We start from the raw sequence: 17,473 nt of genomic DNA on the forward strand, positions 1-17,473 counted from the left end.
CCGGGTTGGGTGCAGGTCAACTGTCGAAAGCATTCTGCAACCAGTTCAGCTGACTCGGATGGCTGTCGATGGCCACCACGTCGAAGCGGCAGGGGGAATTGGCCCAACGCGACTCGCGCTGAAGAAAATACTGCGCAGCGAAAATCAGTTTCTGCTGCTTGCGCCCATCGATGCTAGCGAGCGCGCCACCCCATTGAGTGTTTTTTCTGTAGCGAACTTCAACGAATACTACTGTATCGCCATCAAGCATGACCAGATCAAGCTCGCCGCGTTTACACAACCAGTTCTGCGCCAAGAGGCGCAGGCCCTGATTTTGTAGATGCTCGAGCGCTTGGCGCTCGGCATCCTTACCGCTTTGCGAGCGTGACCTGTCAGGCATTAGCGCTGGGTGTCCGGCAGGCGCTGAACCTGGCCGCTGACGAACTGAGCCCAAGGCAACTGGCGCACAATACGCTGGGTCTGGGTCATGCTGAGGCTGCCCGACTGACCTTCGATGCGGCTGTCCGGCAGGGCTTTGAGTTGGCCCAGGCGCGGTGCCAGACGATAAGCATCGACGCCCATGGCGTACAGGCGGCCAAGGCTGCCGGCGGCTTGTGGCCACTGCGCGGTGACTTGCTGGCGCAGCGGATCGCTGGTTTCCAGCAACCATGGCGTTTCGCAGAAGCGAATGCCGTTCATGTCGTTGTACTGGTTCACATCGCCACTGGCGCTATAGACGTGCGAGGTCGCGTAGACAGGAACGTCGCCGGCGTACTGGAAGTTCAGGGTCGGCTTGATCTGCTGCGCCTGTTGCGGGGTCGCGGCGAGGAAGATGAATTCGATGTCCTGACGGCGCGATGGCTGAGCGGCGACGTTGGTGCCTGCAGCGTTTTGCAGGCTCTTGGCGCGGGCTTCGCTCTGGCGCAGCTGGAACATGTCGGCAATTTGCTGGGCCAGTTGCACTGGCTGGTCGACACGCTCGGTGGCAACGATGCTGCCGCCATTGGCTTGCCAATCCTGGCTGAACGCACGCAGGACGCGGTCACCCCATTCGCCTTTCGGCACCATGATCGCGGCGCGGTGCAGACCGTCGGCGCGGGCGCGGCGGGATACTTCACGGGCTTCGTCTTCAGCGGCCAGACCAAACTGGAACAGCTGCGCCGGACCTTGATCGCCTTCGCTGTAGTTCAGCGCGAGGGTGGCGATCGGCAGTTGCGGGCGGGTGCTCAGTTGTTTGACCAGGGGCTTTTCCAGAGGGCCGACGACCAGTTGCACGCCGTCAGCCTGAGCCTTGCGGTAGAACTCGTCCATGGAGGTCAGTTTCGAGCTGTCATAGAACTCGATCGCTGGCGGATTCTGCCCGGCCTGTTGAGCCTGATAGTGCGCCGCCATGAAACCTTCGCGCAGTGCTTTGCCGACCGACGCCAGTTGGCCATCCTGTGGCAGCAGCAGGGCGATTTTGCTCAGCGGCTGGCTGGCCAGTTCCTTGAGCTTGGTCAACGGCAGCGGCAGGTTGATTGCAGCCGGGTGCTTTGGATTCTGGGTGCGCCAGGTGTCGATTGCGGCTTGTTGCTGTTCGAGCGTGCCGGCGGTTTTCACGGCCAGCGCCAGACTCATCCAGCCGCCAAGGTCGTCGGTGGTGTTGGGTTGCAGTTGATCGGTGGGCAGCGAGGCGATCAGTGTCCAGATCGCTTCATGGTTCTTGCTCGCCGCTTCGTCTTTGAGCATCGGCGCAATGAAGATGCGCTCGCGGGCGGCAGGCAGCGTCTGGCCATCGGCTTCAAGGGCGCGGGCGTGAACGGTGCCAGTGCGGACCTGTTGCTCTTCCGGCATTTCGCCCAGCTTTTGCAGGCTTGGATGGCTCAGGGCGGTCAGTGCCGCTTTCGGCTGATTGCGCGTCATCGCCAGTTCAGCGGAGAGCGTGTTGGCAAAAATCTGCTGGCCCGGCTTGAGTTGCTCCACCGGCACTTGTTGCAGGATTTGCGCAGACTGCCCGGCATTGCCTTGGCGATAAGCCAGGTCTGCTGCGCTCAGGCGCAACAGGGCAGCTTTTTCCGGGGTTTTAGCCTGGGAAGCCTGTTCGAGCAGTTGCTCGATGCTGGCATCCGGAGTCCGTGGAAGTTCGCCAAGGCTGGAGGAAGGGGAGCTGGCGCAAGCCGCCAAAAGGGCAGCGAGGCAGAGGGCAGTGAACAGCCGCAGGCAAGCGATCATGTAAGTGTTCCTGATACTCGATCAAATTAGCGTGGAATTGTACCCAAGCACTGGCCGGGGCGCGATGTTGCTGGCGTTAATCGGTCAATTTAGCTGAAGTAAATGTTGCGGCGTCGCACAACTGCGCGCAAAAACCGCACGTTAGCAGAGGACGTCGCAAGCCTCGTGACGCGCTACAATGCCGGTTTTTACCGATCATGAGGTGTGCGCTTTGACTGCTCCAGGTTCCCTGAATTCCGCTGCCGGCTCGCTTTATGTGGTGGCGACGCCCATCGGCAACCTGGACGACATCAGCGCCCGGGCACTGAAAATCCTCCGTGAAGTGGCATTGATTGCTGCCGAAGATACGCGTCACTCGCAGCGACTGATGCAGCACTTCGGCATTTCGACGCCGTTGGCTGCCTGCCACGAACATAACGAACGAGATGAAGGTAGCCGCTTTATCACCCGTCTGCTGGCTGGTGATAGTGTCGCGCTGATTTCCGACGCGGGCACGCCGCTGATTTCCGATCCGGGTTATCACCTGGTGCGTCAGGCCCGTGCTGCCGGGATCAATGTGGTGCCGGTGCCGGGTGCCTGCGCTTTGATCGCAGCATTGTCGGCAGCGGGCTTGCCGTCTGATCGATTCATCTTCGAAGGTTTTCTGCCGGCCAAGTCGGTAGGGCGCAAGGCGCGACTCGAAGCGGTCAAGGAAGAACCACGTACGCTGATTTTCTACGAAGCCCCGCACCGCATTCTGGAATGTCTACAGGATATGGAAGCAGTGTTCGGTGGCGAACGGCAGGCACTGCTGGCCCGAGAAATCACCAAGACCTTTGAAACGCTCAAGGGGCTGCCGCTGGCTGAGTTGCGCGCATTCGTCGAGTCCGACAGCAACCAGCAGCGCGGCGAATGCGTGGTGTTGGTCGCCGGCTGGACTGCCCCTGAGAGCGAGGACGCGGTCAGCAGCGAAGCCATGCGCATCCTCAATCTGTTGCTCGAAGAGATGCCGCTCAAGCGTGCCGCCGCGCTGGCAGCGCAGATTACCGGTGAGCGCAAGAACGTCCTGTATCAGGTCGCGCTGGATAAGCAGAAAGACGTGTAAGCCGTCGCCCATAGCGGTCTTGAGGCTTTTAGCGCTTGTTCTTCGGCCGCTCTGCCGTTAACCTTCGCGGCGGAGAGTCGATCGGACAGTCGCTGCCCTCTATGAAAATTAGGGGGGGGAGGAAAGTCCGGGCTCCATAGGGCGAAGTGCCAGGTAATGCCTGGGAGGCGTGAGCCTACGGAAAGTGCCACAGAAAATAACCGCCTAAGCGCTTCGGCGCCGGTAAGGGTGAAAAGGTGCGGTAAGAGCGCACCGCACGTCTGGCAACAGTTCGTGGCTAGGTAAACCCCACTTGGAGCAAGACCAAATAGGGTCCCAAGGCGTGGCCCGCGCTGGGACCGGGTAGGTTGCTAAAGATGTCCAGTGATGGTCATCGTAGACGAATGACTGTTCAAGACAGAACCCGGCTTACAGATCGACTCTCCACCTTTTTCTTTCCCTGCTTGAATCAATGGCATCGGGGCTGTGTAATATCAGCAGGCCTGCTCTGAAAGTTCGGCAGCGGCAATTGCAGTAATAGCCTTTTCCCACCTTGCTTCAATCAACAGCAGAAGCGCTTTTGTAATACCGAAAAAATCTTACTCTTAACAAATTACTTTAACTTTCGAGCGCAGCTTTCAGTGCTGCATCAAGTTATGGGTCAAAAGTCTCCGCCAGATTCTCGTTACTCCTCCTTTTATGCTCCTAAATCTCCGTTCTGTAAGGCTTTTCCTTTAATCCGCGCCTTGACGGTGTGGTGGCCGCATTCCTATAGTGTGCACAAGTGGCGGAAAGTGGCATGAAGTGGGTTTTTTGAGCTCAAAACGATAAAAATTGGAGAAACGCAGACGTGTTTCGCGGAGCTAACGCTATCAGTCTCGATGCAAAGGGCCGTCTCGCTATGCCGAGCCGGTACCGTGACGAGCTCGATTCGCGTAGTTCCGGCCAATTGATCGTCACCATTGATGCCGTTGATCCGTGTCTTTGTGTCTACCCGCTCGACGAGTGGGAAATTATTGAAACCAAGTTGCGCGCGCTCCCTTCGCTTCGTGAAGAGAACCGCCGCTTGCAGCGTTTATTGATTGGTAATGCCGTCGACCTCGAGCTCGATGGCAGTGGTCGTTTTCTGGTTCCACCGCGTCTGCGCGAATACGCAAAGCTTGATAAGAAAGCGATGCTGGTGGGCCAACTGAACAAGTTCCAATTGTGGGACGAGGATGCATGGAATGCGGTATCTGCCGCTGACCTTGCTGCCATTCAACAACCGGGCGCGATGCCTGATGAACTGCGTGATTTGATCCTGTGACTATTGATAGCGGCTTTAACCACATCACCGTACTGCTTGACGAAGCCGTCGAGGCTCTCGCCGTACGTCCTGATGGCTGCTATCTGGACGGTACGTTCGGGCGCGGCGGACACAGTCGATTGATCCTCAGCCAGCTCGGGCCGGATGGTCGACTCATCGGGTTCGACAAAGATCCACAAGCGATTGCCACCGGGCAAACGCTAGCGGCCGAAGACGGCCGCTTTGTCGTTGTGCAGCGCAGCTTTGCCGAGCTCGGTTCGGAAATCGCCGAACGCGGTCTGGCCGGCAAGGTCAGCGGCATTCTGCTCGATCTGGGCGTGTCCTCGCCGCAGCTCGATGACGCTGAGCGCGGTTTCAGTTTCCTCAACGACGGCCCGCTGGACATGCGCATGGATCCGTCCCGTGGCATCAGCGCCGCTGAATTCGTCAACACCGCGCCGGCTGAAGAAATCGCCCGGGTGTTCAAGGAATACGGTGAAGAACGTTTCTCCGGTCGCATGGCGCGTGCCGTCGCCGAACGTCGCGATATCAAACCTTTCGAGCGCACCGCCGATCTGGCCGAAGTGCTCAAGGTCGCCAACCCGGCATGGGAAAAGGGCAAGAACCCGGCCACCCGTGCGTTCCAGGGGCTGCGCATTCACGTCAATAACGAATTGGGCGATCTGGAAGCCGGCCTCGAAGCCGCGCTGGAAGCTCTGGAAGTGGGCGGTCGTCTGGTCGTGATCAGCTTCCATTCGCTGGAAGACCGCATCGTCAAGCTGTTCATGCGCAAGCTGGTGAAGGGCGAAGCCGATAACCTGCCGCGCAACCTGCCGGTTCGCCATGTGGCGTTCGAGCCGAAAATCAAAGTCCATGGCAAAGCGCAGACGGCCTCCGACGCCGAACTCAAAGCCAACCCACGTTCCCGTAGCGCCGTCATGCGCGTCGCGGAGAAATTGCGTTGAGCAAGCTTTTCGCCAAGCCACTGCCCGGCGGCAGCTTTTTCATGCTGCTGCTGTTTGTAGGCGTGCTCGTCTCGGCCATCGCTGTGTCGTACAGCGCGCACTGGAACCGCCAGTTGCTGAACAATCTTTATAACGAACTCAGCGTGCGCGACAAGGCGCAGGCCGAGTGGGGCCGCTTGATTCTCGAGCAAAGCACCTGGACCGCGCACAGCCGCATCGAAGTGCTGGCCACCGAACAACTGAAAATGCATATCCCTGGCGCGGCTGACGTGAAGATGGTGGCGCCATGATGAAACTTGAAGGCGCACTGTTCCCGTGGCGCTTCCGCCTGATGGTGGCCCTGCTCGGTTTGATGGTGGCTGCGATCTGCTGGCGCATCATTGACCTGCAAGTGGTTGACCGTGACTTCCTCAAAGGTCAGGGCGATGCGCGCAGTCTTCGTCACATCCCGATTCCTGCTCACCGTGGTCTGATCACCGACCGTAACGGCGAGCCTTTGGCCGTCAGTACCCCGGTGACCACCCTGTGGGCCAACGCCAAGGAAATGCAGACAGCCAAGGAAAAGTGGCCAGCACTGGCCGCCGCGTTGGGTCAGGACCCGAAAGCCCTGACCGAACGCCTTGAGGCGCAGGCCAACAAAGAATTCATTTATCTGGTGCGTGGGCTGACCCCCGAGCAAGGCCAGTCTGTGCTCGACCTGAAAGTGCCGGGCGTCTACGGCATCGAAGAATTCCGCCGGTTTTACCCGGCCGGTGAAGTCACCGCGCACATGGTCGGCTTTACCGACATCGATGATCACGGTCGCGAAGGCGTCGAACTGGCCTACGACGAATGGCTGGCCGGAGTGCCGGGCAAACGACAAGTCATCAAGGATCGGCGCGGTCGGCTGATCAAGGATGTCCAGGTCACCAAAAACGCCAAGGCCGGCAAGCCCTTGGCGTTGTCCATTGACCTGCGCCTGCAATATCTGGCCAACCGCGAGCTGCGTAACGCGATCATCGAGAACGGCGCCAAGGCTGGCAGCCTGGTGATCATGGACGTGAAGACTGGCGAGATCCTCGCCATGGTCAACCAGCCGACCTATAACCCGAACAACCGTCGCAACCTGCAACCGGCGATGATGCGTAACCGCGCGATGATCGACGTGTTCGAACCGGGTTCGACCATGAAAGCCATCTCGATGGCCGCCGCGATCGAAACCGGTCGCTGGAAACCGAGCGATACCGTCGAGGTTTATCCAGGCACGCTGCAGATCGGCAAATACACCATCAAGGACGTTTCCAGGTCCGAAGGTCCGGTGCTCGACCTGACCGGCATCCTGATCAATTCCAGTAACGTCGGCATGAGTAAGGTCGCGTTCGATATCGGCGGCGAAACGATTTTCCGCCTTGCGCAAAAAGTCGGTCTCGGCCAGGACACCGGCCTCGGCTTCCCGGGCGAACGTGTCGGCAACCTGCCGAACTACCGCGATTGGCGCAAGGCCGAAACCGCGACACTGTCCTACGGCTACGGTATTTCCGTAACCGCGATTCAACTGGTTCACGCCTTCTCGGCGCTGGCCAACAACGGTCGCCTCGCACCGTTGACGCTGATCAAAACCGACAAGATGCCGCAGACCACGCAAGTGCTGCCGGAAGCTGTCGCGAAAACCATGCAGGGCATGTTGACCCAGGTGATCGAAGCCCCGCGCGGTGTGTTCCGTGCGCAGGTGCCGGCGTATCACGTGGCGGGCAAGTCGGGTACTGCGCGCAAGACTTCGGTGGGCACCAAGGGCTACGCCGAAAACTCCTACCGTTCGCTGTTCGCCGGCTTCGGCCCGATGAGCGATCCGCGTTACGCCATCGTTGTGGTGATCGATGAGCCAAGCAAGGCCGGTTACTTCGGTGGTCTGGTTTCCGCGCCGGTGTTCAGCCGCGTGATGTCCGGCACCCTGCGCTTGATGAACGTGACCCCGGATAACCTGCCGACCACTCAACAGGCCAACGCCACCCCGGTCGTTCCGCTGAAAGCCAATGGAGGGCGCGGCTGATGTCATTAAGTCTGAACAAGATATTCCCCCACGCCGGCCACGATCTGTTGATCCGTGAATTGGCACTGGATAGCCGTAACGTACGCGCGGGCGACCTGTTTCTCGCGGTGCCGGGCGGCAAATTCGATGGCCGTGCGCACATTGCTGACGCGCTTGCCCGTGGCGCCGCGGCTGTTGCTTATGAAGTCGAAGGCGCCACCGTGCTGCCGATCACGGACGTGCCGCTGATTCCGGTCAAGGGTCTGGCAGTGCAGTTGTCGGACATTGCCGGGCGTTTTTACGGTGAGCCAAGCCATCACCTGAATCTGGTGGGCGTAACGGGCACCAACGGTAAAACCAGCGTGACCCAACTGGTCGCCCAGGCGCTGGATCTGCTCGGCCAGCATTGCGGCATTGTGGGCACCCTTGGTTCCGGCTTCTATGGCGCATTGCAAAGCGGTCTGCACACCACGCCGAATCCGATCGCCGTGCAAGCGACTTTGGGCGACTTGAAAAAGGCCGGCGCCAAAGCTGTGGCCATGGAAGTGTCGTCCCACGGTCTGGATCAGGGCCGCGTCACCGCGCTGGCGTTCGACGTCGCCGTGATGACCAACCTGTCCCGCGATCATCTGGATTATCACGGCACGATGGAGGCTTACGCGCAGGCCAAGGCCAAGCTGTTCGCCTGGAATGATCTGAAATGCCGAGTGGTCAACCTCGACGACGATTTCGGCCGGCAACTGGCCGCCGAAAAACGTGAGTCGCGTTTGATCACCTATAGCCTGCTCGACAGCAGTGCTTATCTGTACTGCCGCGAAGCGCAGTTTGACGATCACGGCGTGCGCGCCACATTGGTCACGCCGCAGGGCGAGCATCATCTGCGCAGCACGCTGCTCGGCCGTTTCAACCTGAGCAACGTACTGGCAGCCGTCGGTGCCTTGCTCGGCCTGGATTACGCGCTCGACGAAATTCTCAAGGTACTGCCGAAACTCGAAGGCCCGGCCGGACGCATGCAGCGTCTGGGCGGCGGCACTCAGCCGTTGGTGGTGGTCGATTACGCCCACACCCCGGATGCGCTGGAAAAAGTCCTGACGGCTTTGCGCCCACACGTCAAAGGCCAGTTGCTGTGCCTGTTCGGCTGTGGCGGTGACCGCGATCGCGGCAAGCGTCCGTTGATGGCCGAAGTGGTCGAGCGTCTGGCCGATCAAGTGGTTGTCACCGATGACAATCCGCGCACCGAAGACCCGGCAGTGATTTTCGAAGACATCCGCGCCGGTTTCACGGCTGTGGATAAAGTCACCTTCGTCGCCGGCCGTGGTCAGGCGATTGCGCAATTGATTGCCGACGCTTCGGCCGATGACGTGATCGTTCTGGCCGGTAAAGGTCACGAGGACTATCAGGAAATCAACGGCGAGCGTCATGCCTTCTCTGACCTGGTCGAAGCAGATCACGCGCTGACCGCTTGGGAGGTGGCCCATGCTTAAGGCCCTGACACTCAGCGAGCTGAGCAACGCGCTCGACGCACGCCTGATCAGCGCCGATGCCAGTTTCGACGGCGTGAGCATCGACAGCCGTGGGATCAAACCCGGCCAATTGTTTATTGCCCTGACTGGCCCGCGTTTCGACGGTCACGACTATCTGAACGACGTCGCCGGCAAAGGCGCCGTGGCTGCACTGGTCGAGCGCGAAGTCGCCGACAGCACCCTGCCGCAATTGTTGGTCAAGGACACCCGTCAGGCCCTGGGCCAGTTGGGTGCCTTGAACCGTGCGGCGTTCACTCAGCCAGTGGCTGCCGTGACCGGTTCCAGCGGCAAGACCACGGTCAAGGAAATGCTCGCCAGCATCCTGCGCACGCGCGGTCCGGTGCTGGCAACACGCGGCAACCTGAACAACGACCTCGGCGTTCCGCTGACCCTGATCGAGCTCGCGCCGGAACACACCTCCGCCGTGATCGAACTGGGTGCCTCGCGTCTGGGCGAAATCGCCTACACCGTCGGGCTGACCAAGCCGCACGTAGCGATCCTCAACAACGCCGGTACCGCTCACGTTGGTGAGTTCGGTGGCCCGGAAAAAATCGTCGAAGCCAAAGGCGAAATCATCGAAGGGCTGGCGGCCGATGGCATCGCCGTGCTCAACCTCGACGATAAGGCCTTTGGTATCTGGAAGACCCGCGCTGCCGGTCGCAAGGTGCTGACCTTCGCCCTGAGCAACGCTCAAGCGGACTTCTACGCCAGCGACCTGAGCACTGATGCACGCGGTTGCCCGGCCTTCAATCTGCACACGCCAGAAGGTATGGAGCGGGTTCAACTGAACCTGCTCGGCACCCATAACGTTGCCAACTCCATGGCTGCCGCCGCTGCTGCCCACGCCTTGGGTGTGTCGCTGTTCGGCATCGCCACTGGCCTTGGCGCGGTGCAACCGGTCAAGGGCCGCACCGTCGCGCAATTGGCGAAAAACGGCATGCGCGTGATTGATGACACTTACAACGCAAACCCCACCTCGATGTGCGTGGCCGTTGATATACTCGCCGGCTTTTCCGGCCGCACCGTCCTGGTGCTCGGAGATATCGGCGAGTTGGGCGATTGGGCGGAGCAGGGGCACCGCGACGTGGGCGAGTACGCCCGGGGCAAGGTATCCGCGCTTTACGCAGTTGGACCGAACATGGTTCACGCCGTCAACGCATTCGGTGAGCAGGCGCATCACTTCGGCACACAAGCCGAACTGATCCAGGCCCTGGACGCCGAGCAGGACACAAACACCACTATTTTGATCAAGGGTTCGCGCAGTGCAGCGATGGAAAACATCGTTGCGGCTCTGTGCGGGTCCAGTCTGGAGAAACATTAATGCTGCTGCTGCTAGCGGAGTATCTGCAACAGTTCCACAAAGGCTTCGCGGTCTTTCAGTACCTGACCCTGCGCGGGATCCTCGGTGTGCTGACCGCGCTGGTTTTGTCGCTGTGCTATGGCCCGTGGATGATCCGCACTCTGCAGAACCGTCAGATCGGCCAGTCCGTTCGTAACGACGGTCCGCAATCGCACCTGTCGAAGTCGGGTACACCGACCATGGGTGGCGCGCTGATCCTGTCGTCCATCGGCGTCAGTACTTTGCTCTGGGCTGACCTGAGCAACCGCTATGTCTGGACTGTGTTGCTGGTTACCCTGCTGTTCGGTGCCATCGGCTGGGTCGACGATTACCGCAAAGTCATCGAGAAGAACTCGCGAGGCTTGCCGAGCCGCTGGAAGTATTTCTGGCAGTCGGTGTTTGGTCTGGGCGCGGCGATCTTCCTTTATATGACCGCTTCGACGCCGGTGGAAACCACGCTGATCCTGCCGATGCTCAAGGACTACAGCATTCCGCTGGGCTTCGGTTTCATCGTGCTGACCTACTTCGTGATTGTCGGTTCGAGCAACGCGGTCAACCTCACCGACGGCCTCGACGGTCTCGCGATCATGCCGACCGTGATGGTTGGCGGCGGTCTCGGCATCTTCTGCTACCTGTCGGGTAACGTTAAATTCGCTGAATACCTGTTGATCCCGTATGTGCCGGGCGCAGGCGAACTGATCGTGTTCTGCGGTGCGCTGATCGGTGCCGGTCTGGGTTTCCTCTGGTTCAACACCTATCCGGCCCAGGTCTTCATGGGCGACGTCGGCGCACTGGCGCTGGGTGCTGCACTGGGCACTATCGCGGTGATCGTCCGTCAGGAAATCGTCCTGTTCATCATGGGCGGCGTGTTCGTGATGGAAACCCTGTCGGTGGTCATCCAGGTGGCGTCCTTCAAGCTGACCGGTCGCCGCGTATTCCGCATGGCACCGATCCACCACCACTTTGAACTCAAGGGCTGGCCCGAGCCGCGCGTGATCGTCCGTTTCTGGATCATCACCGTGATTCTCGTGCTGGTTGGCCTTGCCACCCTGAAGCTGAGGTAGAACGAGTGTCTCTGATCGCTTCTGACCACTTCCGCATCGTTGTCGGCCTCGGCAAGAGCGGCATGTCCCTGGTTCGCTTCCTGGCGAACCGGGGCACGTCGTTTGCCGTGGCCGATACGCGGGAGAATCCACCGGAACTGGCCACGCTCAAGCGTGACTATCCGCACGTGGAAGTGCGTTGTGGCGAGCTGGACGTCGAATTCCTCTGCCGTGCCGACGAGCTCTACGTGAGCCCCGGCCTGGCGCTGGCGACCCCGGCCCTGCAAGCCGCTGCGGCCCGTGGCGTGAAACTGTCCGGTGACATCGAGCTGTTCGCGCGTAACGCGAAGGCGCCGATTGTGGCCATCAGTGGTTCCAACGCGAAAAGCACGGTCACCACCCTGGTCGGCGAGATGGCGGCTGCGGCCGGCAAGCGTGTGGCGGTGGGCGGCAATCTCGGTACCCCGGCGCTGGATCTGCTCAGCGACGACGTCGAGTTGTACGTGATGGAGTTGTCGAGCTTTCAGCTGGAAACCACCGATCAGCTCAACGCTGAAGTGGCGACCGTGCTGAACATCAGCGAAGACCACATGGATCGCTACAGCGGTCTGCCGGCGTACCACCTGGCAAAGCACCGGATTTTCCGTGGTGCCAAGCAGTTCGTGGTCAATCGTCAGGATGCACTGACCCGTCCGCTGATAGGCGAGGGCCAGCCATGCTGGACGTTCGGCCTGACCAAACCTGATTTCAAGGCATTCGGTATCCGCGAAGAAGATGGCGAGAAGTATCTGGCCTTCGAATTCCAGAACCTGATGCCGGTACGCGAGCTGAAAATTCGTGGTGCGCACAACCAGTCCAACGCACTGGCGGCGCTGGCGCTCGGCCATGCGGTCGGCCTGCCATTCGACGCGATGCTGGCGGCCCTGCGCACCTTCGCCGGCCTCGAACATCGCTGCCAGTGGGTGCGTGATCTGGACGGCGTCGCTTACTACAACGATTCCAAAGCCACCAACGTTGGCGCCGCACTGGCGGCCATCGAAGGCCTGGGTGCGGACATCGACGGCAAGGTCATTCTGATCGCCGGTGGTGATGGCAAAGGTGCCGAGTTCAACGACCTGCGTGATCCGGTGGCAGCCAACTGCCGCGCCGTGATCCTGATGGGCCGTGACTCCGACAAGATCGGCGCGGCCATCGGCGATGGCGTGCCGCTGATTCGCGCAACTTCCCTGGTCGATGCTGTCGCGCAATGCCGCGCTGCCGCCCAACCGGGTGATGTGGTGCTGCTGTCGCCGGCCTGTGCCAGTTTCGACATGTTCAAGAATTACGAAGACCGTGGTCACCAGTTCGTCCGCGCCGTGGAGGAATTGGCATGAACCTGAGAAATATCATCAAGCCGTACCCGTCGCCGCTGATTACCGGACGCGGCATCGATCTCGATTTCCCGATGCTCGCCGGTTGCCTGGCGCTGCTCGGCCTGGGTCTGATCATGATCGCTTCGGCCTCCACCGAAGTGGCGGCCGCGCAGTCGGGCAGTCCGCTGTATTACATGATCCGCCACCTTATCTATGTGGTGCTGGGATTGGGCGCGTGCATCATCACCATGATGATTCCGATCGCCACCTGGCAACGTCTCGGCTGGTTGATGCTGCTCGGCGCATTTGGCCTGCTGATCATGGTGATCATCCCGGGGATCGGCCGTGAGGTTAACGGTTCGATGCGCTGGATCGGTTTCAGCTTCTTCAACGTGCAGCCGTCGGAGATCGCCAAGGTATTCGTGGTGATTTACCTCGCCGGCTATCTGGTGCGTCGCCAGAAAGAAGTGCGCGAGAGCTGGATGGGTTTCTTCAAGCCGTTCATCGTGCTGCTGCCAATGGCCGGCCTGTTGCTGATGGAGCCGGACTTCGGCGCCACCGTAGTGATGATGGGCGCTGCGGCGGCGATGCTGTTCCTTGGCGGGGTCGGCCTGTTCCGCTTCTCGCTGATGGTGGTGTTGGCGGTCGGGGCCGTGGTCCTGTTGATTCAGATGCAGCCGTACCGGATGGCGCGTCTGACCAACTTCGCCGACCCGTGGGCCGACCAGTTCGGCGCCGGTTATCAGTTGTCGCAAGCGCTGATCGCGTTCGGTCGTGGTGAATGGCTGGGCGTGGGCCTGGGCAACAGCGTGCAAAAGCAGTTCTACCTGCCGGAAGCCCACACCGACTTCGTGTTCTCGGTACTCGCCGAAGAGCTCGGCGCGGTGGGTTCGCTGTGCACCGTGGCGCTGTTCGTGTTCGTGTGTATCCGCGGCATGTACATCGGTCTGTGGGCCGAGAAAGCCAAGCAGTTCTTCGCCGCTTATGTGGCATACGGCTTGTCGTTCCTGTGGATTGGTCAGTTCCTGATCAACATCGGTGTGAACGTCGGCCTGCTGCCAACCAAGGGTCTGACCCTGCCGTTCCTCAGTTACGGCGGCAGCTCGTTGGTGATCTGCTGTGCCTGTCTCGGCTTGTTGCTGAGGATCGAGTGGGAGAGTCGAACTCATTTGGGCAGTGAAGAGATGGAATTCCATGAGAGCGACTTCGCCGAGGAGCCGAATCATGGGCGCTAACGTATTGATCATGGCCGGCGGAACCGGCGGCCACGTATTCCCGGCGCTGGCCTGTGCCCGCGAGTTTCAGGCGCGCGGCTACACCGTGCACTGGCTCGGCACGCCACGCGGGATCGAGAACGAACTGGTGCCGGCCGCTGGGCTGGAACTGCACCGCATCAACGCCAGTGGTCTGCGCGGCAAGGGCAAGCTGTCGCTGCTCAAGGCACCGTTCATGCTGCTCAAATCGGTCTGGCAGGCGCGGGCGATCATTCGTCGGCTGCGTCCGGTGTGTGTGGTCGGCTTCGGTGGCTACGTGACCGGCCCCAGCGGTCTCGCGGCGAAACTGGCCGGTGTGCCGGTGATCGTTCACGAGCAGAACGCCGTCGCCGGCACCGCCAATCGGTTGCTGGTGCCGTTCGCCGCCCGAGTGTGTGAAGCGTTCCCCGACACCTTTACTCTGTCGGACAGCCGCCGTACCACCGGCAACCCGGTGCGCAGCGAGCTGTTCCTCGAAACACCGCGACCTGCCCTGGCCGGTCGCAAAGCGCGTTTGCTGATCCTGGGCGGAAGCCTTGGCGCAGAACCGTTGAACAAGTTGCTGCCTGAAGCGCTGGCGCAAGTCGCTGCCGATTTGCGTCCGGAAGTGTTCCATCAGGCCGGCAAAAACCACGATGAAGTGACTGCAGAGCGCTACCGCGCCGCCGGCGTGGAAGCGCAGGTGCAGCCGTTCATCAAAGACATGGCCCAGGCCTATGGCTGGGCTGACCTGGTGGTGTGCCGTGCAGGCGCGTTGACCATCAGTGAGCTGGCTGCCGCCGGTCTGCCCTCGATGCTGGTGCCTTTGCCCCACGCAATCGACGATCACCAGACCCGCAACGCCGATTATTTGGCCCGTGAAGGCGCTGCCTTCCTGATGCCGCAAAGAACGACTGGTGCCGCGGACCTTGCCGCGCGCCTGACAGAGGTCTTGATGCAACCGCAACGACTCGAAGAAATGGCCCAAGCGGCCCGCCGTCTGGCGAAACCCGATGCCACCCGTAGCGTGGTCGATACCTGTCTGGAGGTGGTCCATGGTTGAGAATCAGAAAGCCATGCCGCAACCGGAAATGCGCCGCATCCGTCGCATCCACTTCGTCGGTATCGGCGGCGTGGGCATGTGCGGCATCGCTGAAGTGTTGTTGAACCTGGGCTATGAAGTGTCCGGTTCCGACCTGAAAGCCTCGCCGGTCACCGAGCGTCTGGAATCGTTCGGCGCGAAGATCTTCATCGGCCACCGTGCCGAGAACGCCGCTGCCGCCGATGTGCTGGTGGTGTCGAGCGCCGTCAACACCTCCAACCCGGAAGTCGCGACCGCACTGGAACGCCGCATCCCGGTGGTACCGCGCGCCGAAATGCTCGCTGAGCTGATGCGCTATCGCCACGGCATCGCCGTTGCCGGTACCCACGGCAAAACCACCACGACCAGCCTGATCGCGTCTGTGTTCGCTGCCGGTGGCCTCGATCCGACGTTCGTTATCGGTGGGCGTCTGAACGCTGCCGGCACCAACGCGCAACTCGGCACCAGCCGTTACCTGATTGCCGAAGCCGATGAAAGCGATGCGAGCTTCCTGCACTTGCAGCCGCTGGTGGCCGTGGTCACCAACATCGACGCCGATCATATGGCGACCTACGGCGGTGACTTCAACATACTGAAGAAAACCTTCGTCGAATTCCTGCACAACCTGCCGTTCTACGGTTTGGCGGTGATGTGCCTGGACGATCCGGTGGTGCGCGAAATCCTGCCACTGGTCAAACGTCCGACCGTGACTTACGGCTTCAGTGAAGACGCTGACATCCGTGCGATCAACGTGCGCCAGCAAGGCATGCAGACGTTCTTCACCGTGCTTCGCCCTGACCGCGAGCCGCTTGATGTGTCGGTGAACATGCCGGGCAACCACAACGTGCTCAATTCGTTGGCAACCATCTGCATCGCCACCGACGAGGGCGTCAGCGATGAAGCCATCGTTCAGGGCCTGTCGGGCTTCCAGGGCGTGGGTCGTCGCTTCCAGGTCTACGGCGAACTGCCGGTGGACGGTGGCAGCGTGATGCTGGTCGATGACTACGGCCACCATCCGACCGAAGTCGCAGCCGTGATCAAAGCCGTACGTGGTGGCTGGCCGGAGCGCCGTCTGGTGATGGTTTACCAGCCGCACCGTTACAGCCGCACCCGCGATCTGTACGACGACTTCGTCAATGTACTGGCTGACGCCAACGTGCTGCTGCTGATGGAAGTCTATCCGGCCGGTGAAGAACCGATCCCGGGCGCCGACAGCCGCAAGCTGTGCAACAGCATTCGGCAGCGCGGTGCACTCGACCCGATCTACATCGAGCGTGGCGTCGATCTGGCGCCGCTGGTCAAGCCGCTGCTGCGCGCCGGCGACATTCTGCTGTGCCAGGGCGCTGGTGATATCGGCGGTCTCGCGCCGAAGCTGTTGAAAAGTGAATTGTTCGCTGGCGCCGTGGCTGCGCCGGTCGAGGGGAAGTTGAAATGACTGCTGCCTACGCCAATCTGTTCTCCACCATTGCGCCGAAAGACTTCGGCCGTGTCGCCGTGCTGTTCGGTGGCCTGAGTGCCGAGCGTGAGGTTTCGTTGAAATCCGGTAACGCCGTGCTCGCGGCGCTGCAAAGCGCTGGTGTGGACGCGTTCGGCATCGATGTCGGCGACGATATTCTGCAGCGTCTGCTCAGCGAAAAAATCGACCGCGCGTTCATCATTCTCCACGGTCGTGGCGGTGAAGACGGCTCCATGCAGGGCCTGCTCGAAGTGGCGGGCATTCCGTATACCGGCAGCGGCATTCTGGCTTCGGCACTGGCGATGGACAAACTGCGCACCAAGCAGGTCTGGCACAGCCTCGGGATTCCGACGCCGCGTCACGCCGTGCTGTGCAGCGAAGCCGATTGTATTTCGGCAGCGACGGAACTGGGCTTCCCTTTGATCGTCAAACCGGCGCATGAAGGTTCAAGTATCGGGATGGCCAAAGTGAGTTCTGCGTCCGAGTTGATCGACGCATGGAAAGCGGCCAGTACCTACGATTCGCAAGTGTTGGTCGAGCAATGGATTCAAGGTCCGGAGTTCACCATCGCCACCCTGCGTGACCAGGTGTTGCCTCCAATCGCCCTGGGTACACCGCACACGTTCTACGACTACGACGCCAAGTACATCGCCAACGATACCCAGTACCGCATTCCGTGCGGGCTGGATGCCGCCAAAGAGCAGGAACTCATGGAACTCACGGCCAAGGCCAGTGAGGCGTTGGGTATCGCCGGTTGGGGCAGGGCAGACGTGATGCAGGACGCCGACGGGCAGTTCTGGTTCCTGGAAGTGAACACCGCACCGGGCATGACCGATCACAGTCTGGTGCCGATGGCGGCCCGTGCTGCCGGTCTGGATTTCCAGCAACTGGTACTGGCCATTCTGGCTGCCAGCGTTCAAGAGTCGAGAGGTTAAG

15 protein-coding genes and 1 other RNA gene are annotated in these 17,473 nt (G+C 60.8%); 14 read left to right on the forward strand and 2 right to left on the reverse strand.

The genetic code is table 11. The annotated features are described in order from the left end of the window. Positions 1-16 precede the first annotated feature (16 nt). Positions 17-379 (reverse strand): YraN family protein, encoded by a 363-nt coding sequence (locus tag ICA15_RS25250; protein WP_150592666.1) that lies wholly within the window; start codon positions 377-379, stop codon positions 17-19. Then, a complete protein-coding gene (locus ICA15_RS25255) occupies positions 379-2,190 on the reverse strand; it encodes a penicillin-binding protein activator (protein WP_210554941.1) in 1,812 nt (603 codons plus the stop codon). Before ICA15_RS25255 ends, ICA15_RS25250 begins: the two co-directional genes overlap by 1 nt. 178 nt (positions 2,191-2,368) lie before the next feature. On the opposite strand from ICA15_RS25255, the gene rsmI reads away from it, so the two are divergent. The 14 genes from rsmI to ICA15_RS25325 all read left to right on the forward strand — a co-directional run bounded on the left by rsmI (position 2,369) and on the right by ICA15_RS25325 (position 17,472). Then, positions 2,369-3,274, forward strand: coding sequence for a 16S rRNA (cytidine(1402)-2'-O)-methyltransferase (rsmI, locus tag ICA15_RS25260; RefSeq protein ID WP_150592668.1), 906 nt, complete (start codon positions 2,369-2,371; stop codon positions 3,272-3,274). A 73-nt stretch (positions 3,275-3,347) separates the two neighbouring features. Next, positions 3,348-3,701, forward strand: an RNA gene (rnpB, locus tag ICA15_RS25265) — RNase P RNA component class A. Between the two features lie 402 nt (positions 3,702-4,103). Continuing rightward, positions 4,104-4,559 (forward strand): division/cell wall cluster transcriptional repressor MraZ, encoded by a 456-nt coding sequence (gene mraZ, locus ICA15_RS25270; protein ID WP_042560992.1) that lies wholly within the window; start codon positions 4,104-4,106, stop codon positions 4,557-4,559. After that, positions 4,556-5,503 carry a 16S rRNA (cytosine(1402)-N(4))-methyltransferase RsmH gene (rsmH, locus tag ICA15_RS25275; protein WP_390896372.1) on the forward strand — a complete coding sequence of 316 codons (948 nt, stop codon included), beginning with the start codon at positions 4,556-4,558 and terminating at the stop codon, positions 5,501-5,503. The genes mraZ and rsmH overlap by 4 nt, the downstream gene beginning before the upstream one ends. Next, a complete protein-coding gene (gene ftsL / locus ICA15_RS25280) occupies positions 5,500-5,793 on the forward strand; it encodes a cell division protein FtsL (RefSeq protein ID WP_150604354.1) in 294 nt (97 codons plus the stop codon). The genes rsmH and ftsL overlap by 4 nt, the downstream gene beginning before the upstream one ends. After that, positions 5,793-7,532, forward strand: a complete 1,740-nt coding sequence (locus ICA15_RS25285; protein ID WP_210555058.1) for a peptidoglycan D,D-transpeptidase FtsI family protein — start codon at positions 5,793-5,795, stop codon at positions 7,530-7,532. Before ftsL ends, ICA15_RS25285 begins: the two co-directional genes overlap by 1 nt. Further along, on the forward strand, positions 7,532-8,995 hold the full coding sequence (locus tag ICA15_RS25290; protein ID WP_210554942.1) for a UDP-N-acetylmuramoyl-L-alanyl-D-glutamate--2,6-diaminopimelate ligase: 1,464 nt from the start codon (positions 7,532-7,534) through the stop codon (positions 8,993-8,995). The genes ICA15_RS25285 and ICA15_RS25290 overlap by 1 nt, the downstream gene beginning before the upstream one ends. Further along, positions 8,988-10,355, forward strand: a complete 1,368-nt coding sequence (locus ICA15_RS25295; protein WP_210554943.1) for a UDP-N-acetylmuramoyl-tripeptide--D-alanyl-D-alanine ligase — start codon at positions 8,988-8,990, stop codon at positions 10,353-10,355. The genes ICA15_RS25290 and ICA15_RS25295 overlap by 8 nt, the downstream gene beginning before the upstream one ends. Continuing rightward, complete coding sequence (mraY, locus tag ICA15_RS25300; RefSeq protein WP_047303084.1) at positions 10,355-11,437, forward strand: phospho-N-acetylmuramoyl-pentapeptide-transferase; 1,083 nt, start codon at positions 10,355-10,357, stop codon at positions 11,435-11,437. Before ICA15_RS25295 ends, mraY begins: the two co-directional genes overlap by 1 nt. Positions 11,438-11,442: 5 nt before the next feature. Continuing rightward, positions 11,443-12,789 carry a UDP-N-acetylmuramoyl-L-alanine--D-glutamate ligase gene (gene murD / locus ICA15_RS25305; protein WP_210554944.1) on the forward strand — a complete coding sequence of 449 codons (1,347 nt, stop codon included), beginning with the start codon at positions 11,443-11,445 and terminating at the stop codon, positions 12,787-12,789. Beyond that, the gene (gene ftsW / locus ICA15_RS25310; protein WP_047303079.1) at positions 12,786-14,003 is read left to right on the forward strand and encodes a putative lipid II flippase FtsW; all 1,218 of its coding nucleotides are present in this window, start codon (positions 12,786-12,788) and stop codon (positions 14,001-14,003) included. Before murD ends, ftsW begins: the two co-directional genes overlap by 4 nt. Next, entirely contained in the window at positions 13,993-15,063 is a 1,071-nt protein-coding gene (gene murG / locus ICA15_RS25315; protein WP_210554945.1) for an undecaprenyldiphospho-muramoylpentapeptide beta-N-acetylglucosaminyltransferase, read from the forward strand. The genes ftsW and murG overlap by 11 nt, the downstream gene beginning before the upstream one ends. Continuing rightward, a complete protein-coding gene (gene murC / locus ICA15_RS25320; protein WP_150592674.1) occupies positions 15,056-16,516 on the forward strand; it encodes a UDP-N-acetylmuramate--L-alanine ligase in 1,461 nt (486 codons plus the stop codon). The genes murG and murC overlap by 8 nt, the downstream gene beginning before the upstream one ends. After that, on the forward strand, positions 16,513-17,472 hold the full coding sequence (locus ICA15_RS25325; RefSeq protein WP_150604349.1) for a D-alanine--D-alanine ligase: 960 nt from the start codon (positions 16,513-16,515) through the stop codon (positions 17,470-17,472). Before murC ends, ICA15_RS25325 begins: the two co-directional genes overlap by 4 nt. Position 17,473 lies beyond the last annotated feature (1 nt).

It is taken from the genome of Pseudomonas sp. P116 (assembly GCF_020149425.1).
In the GTDB taxonomy this organism is placed as follows: domain Bacteria; phylum Pseudomonadota; class Gammaproteobacteria; order Pseudomonadales; family Pseudomonadaceae; genus Aquipseudomonas; species Aquipseudomonas anatoliensis.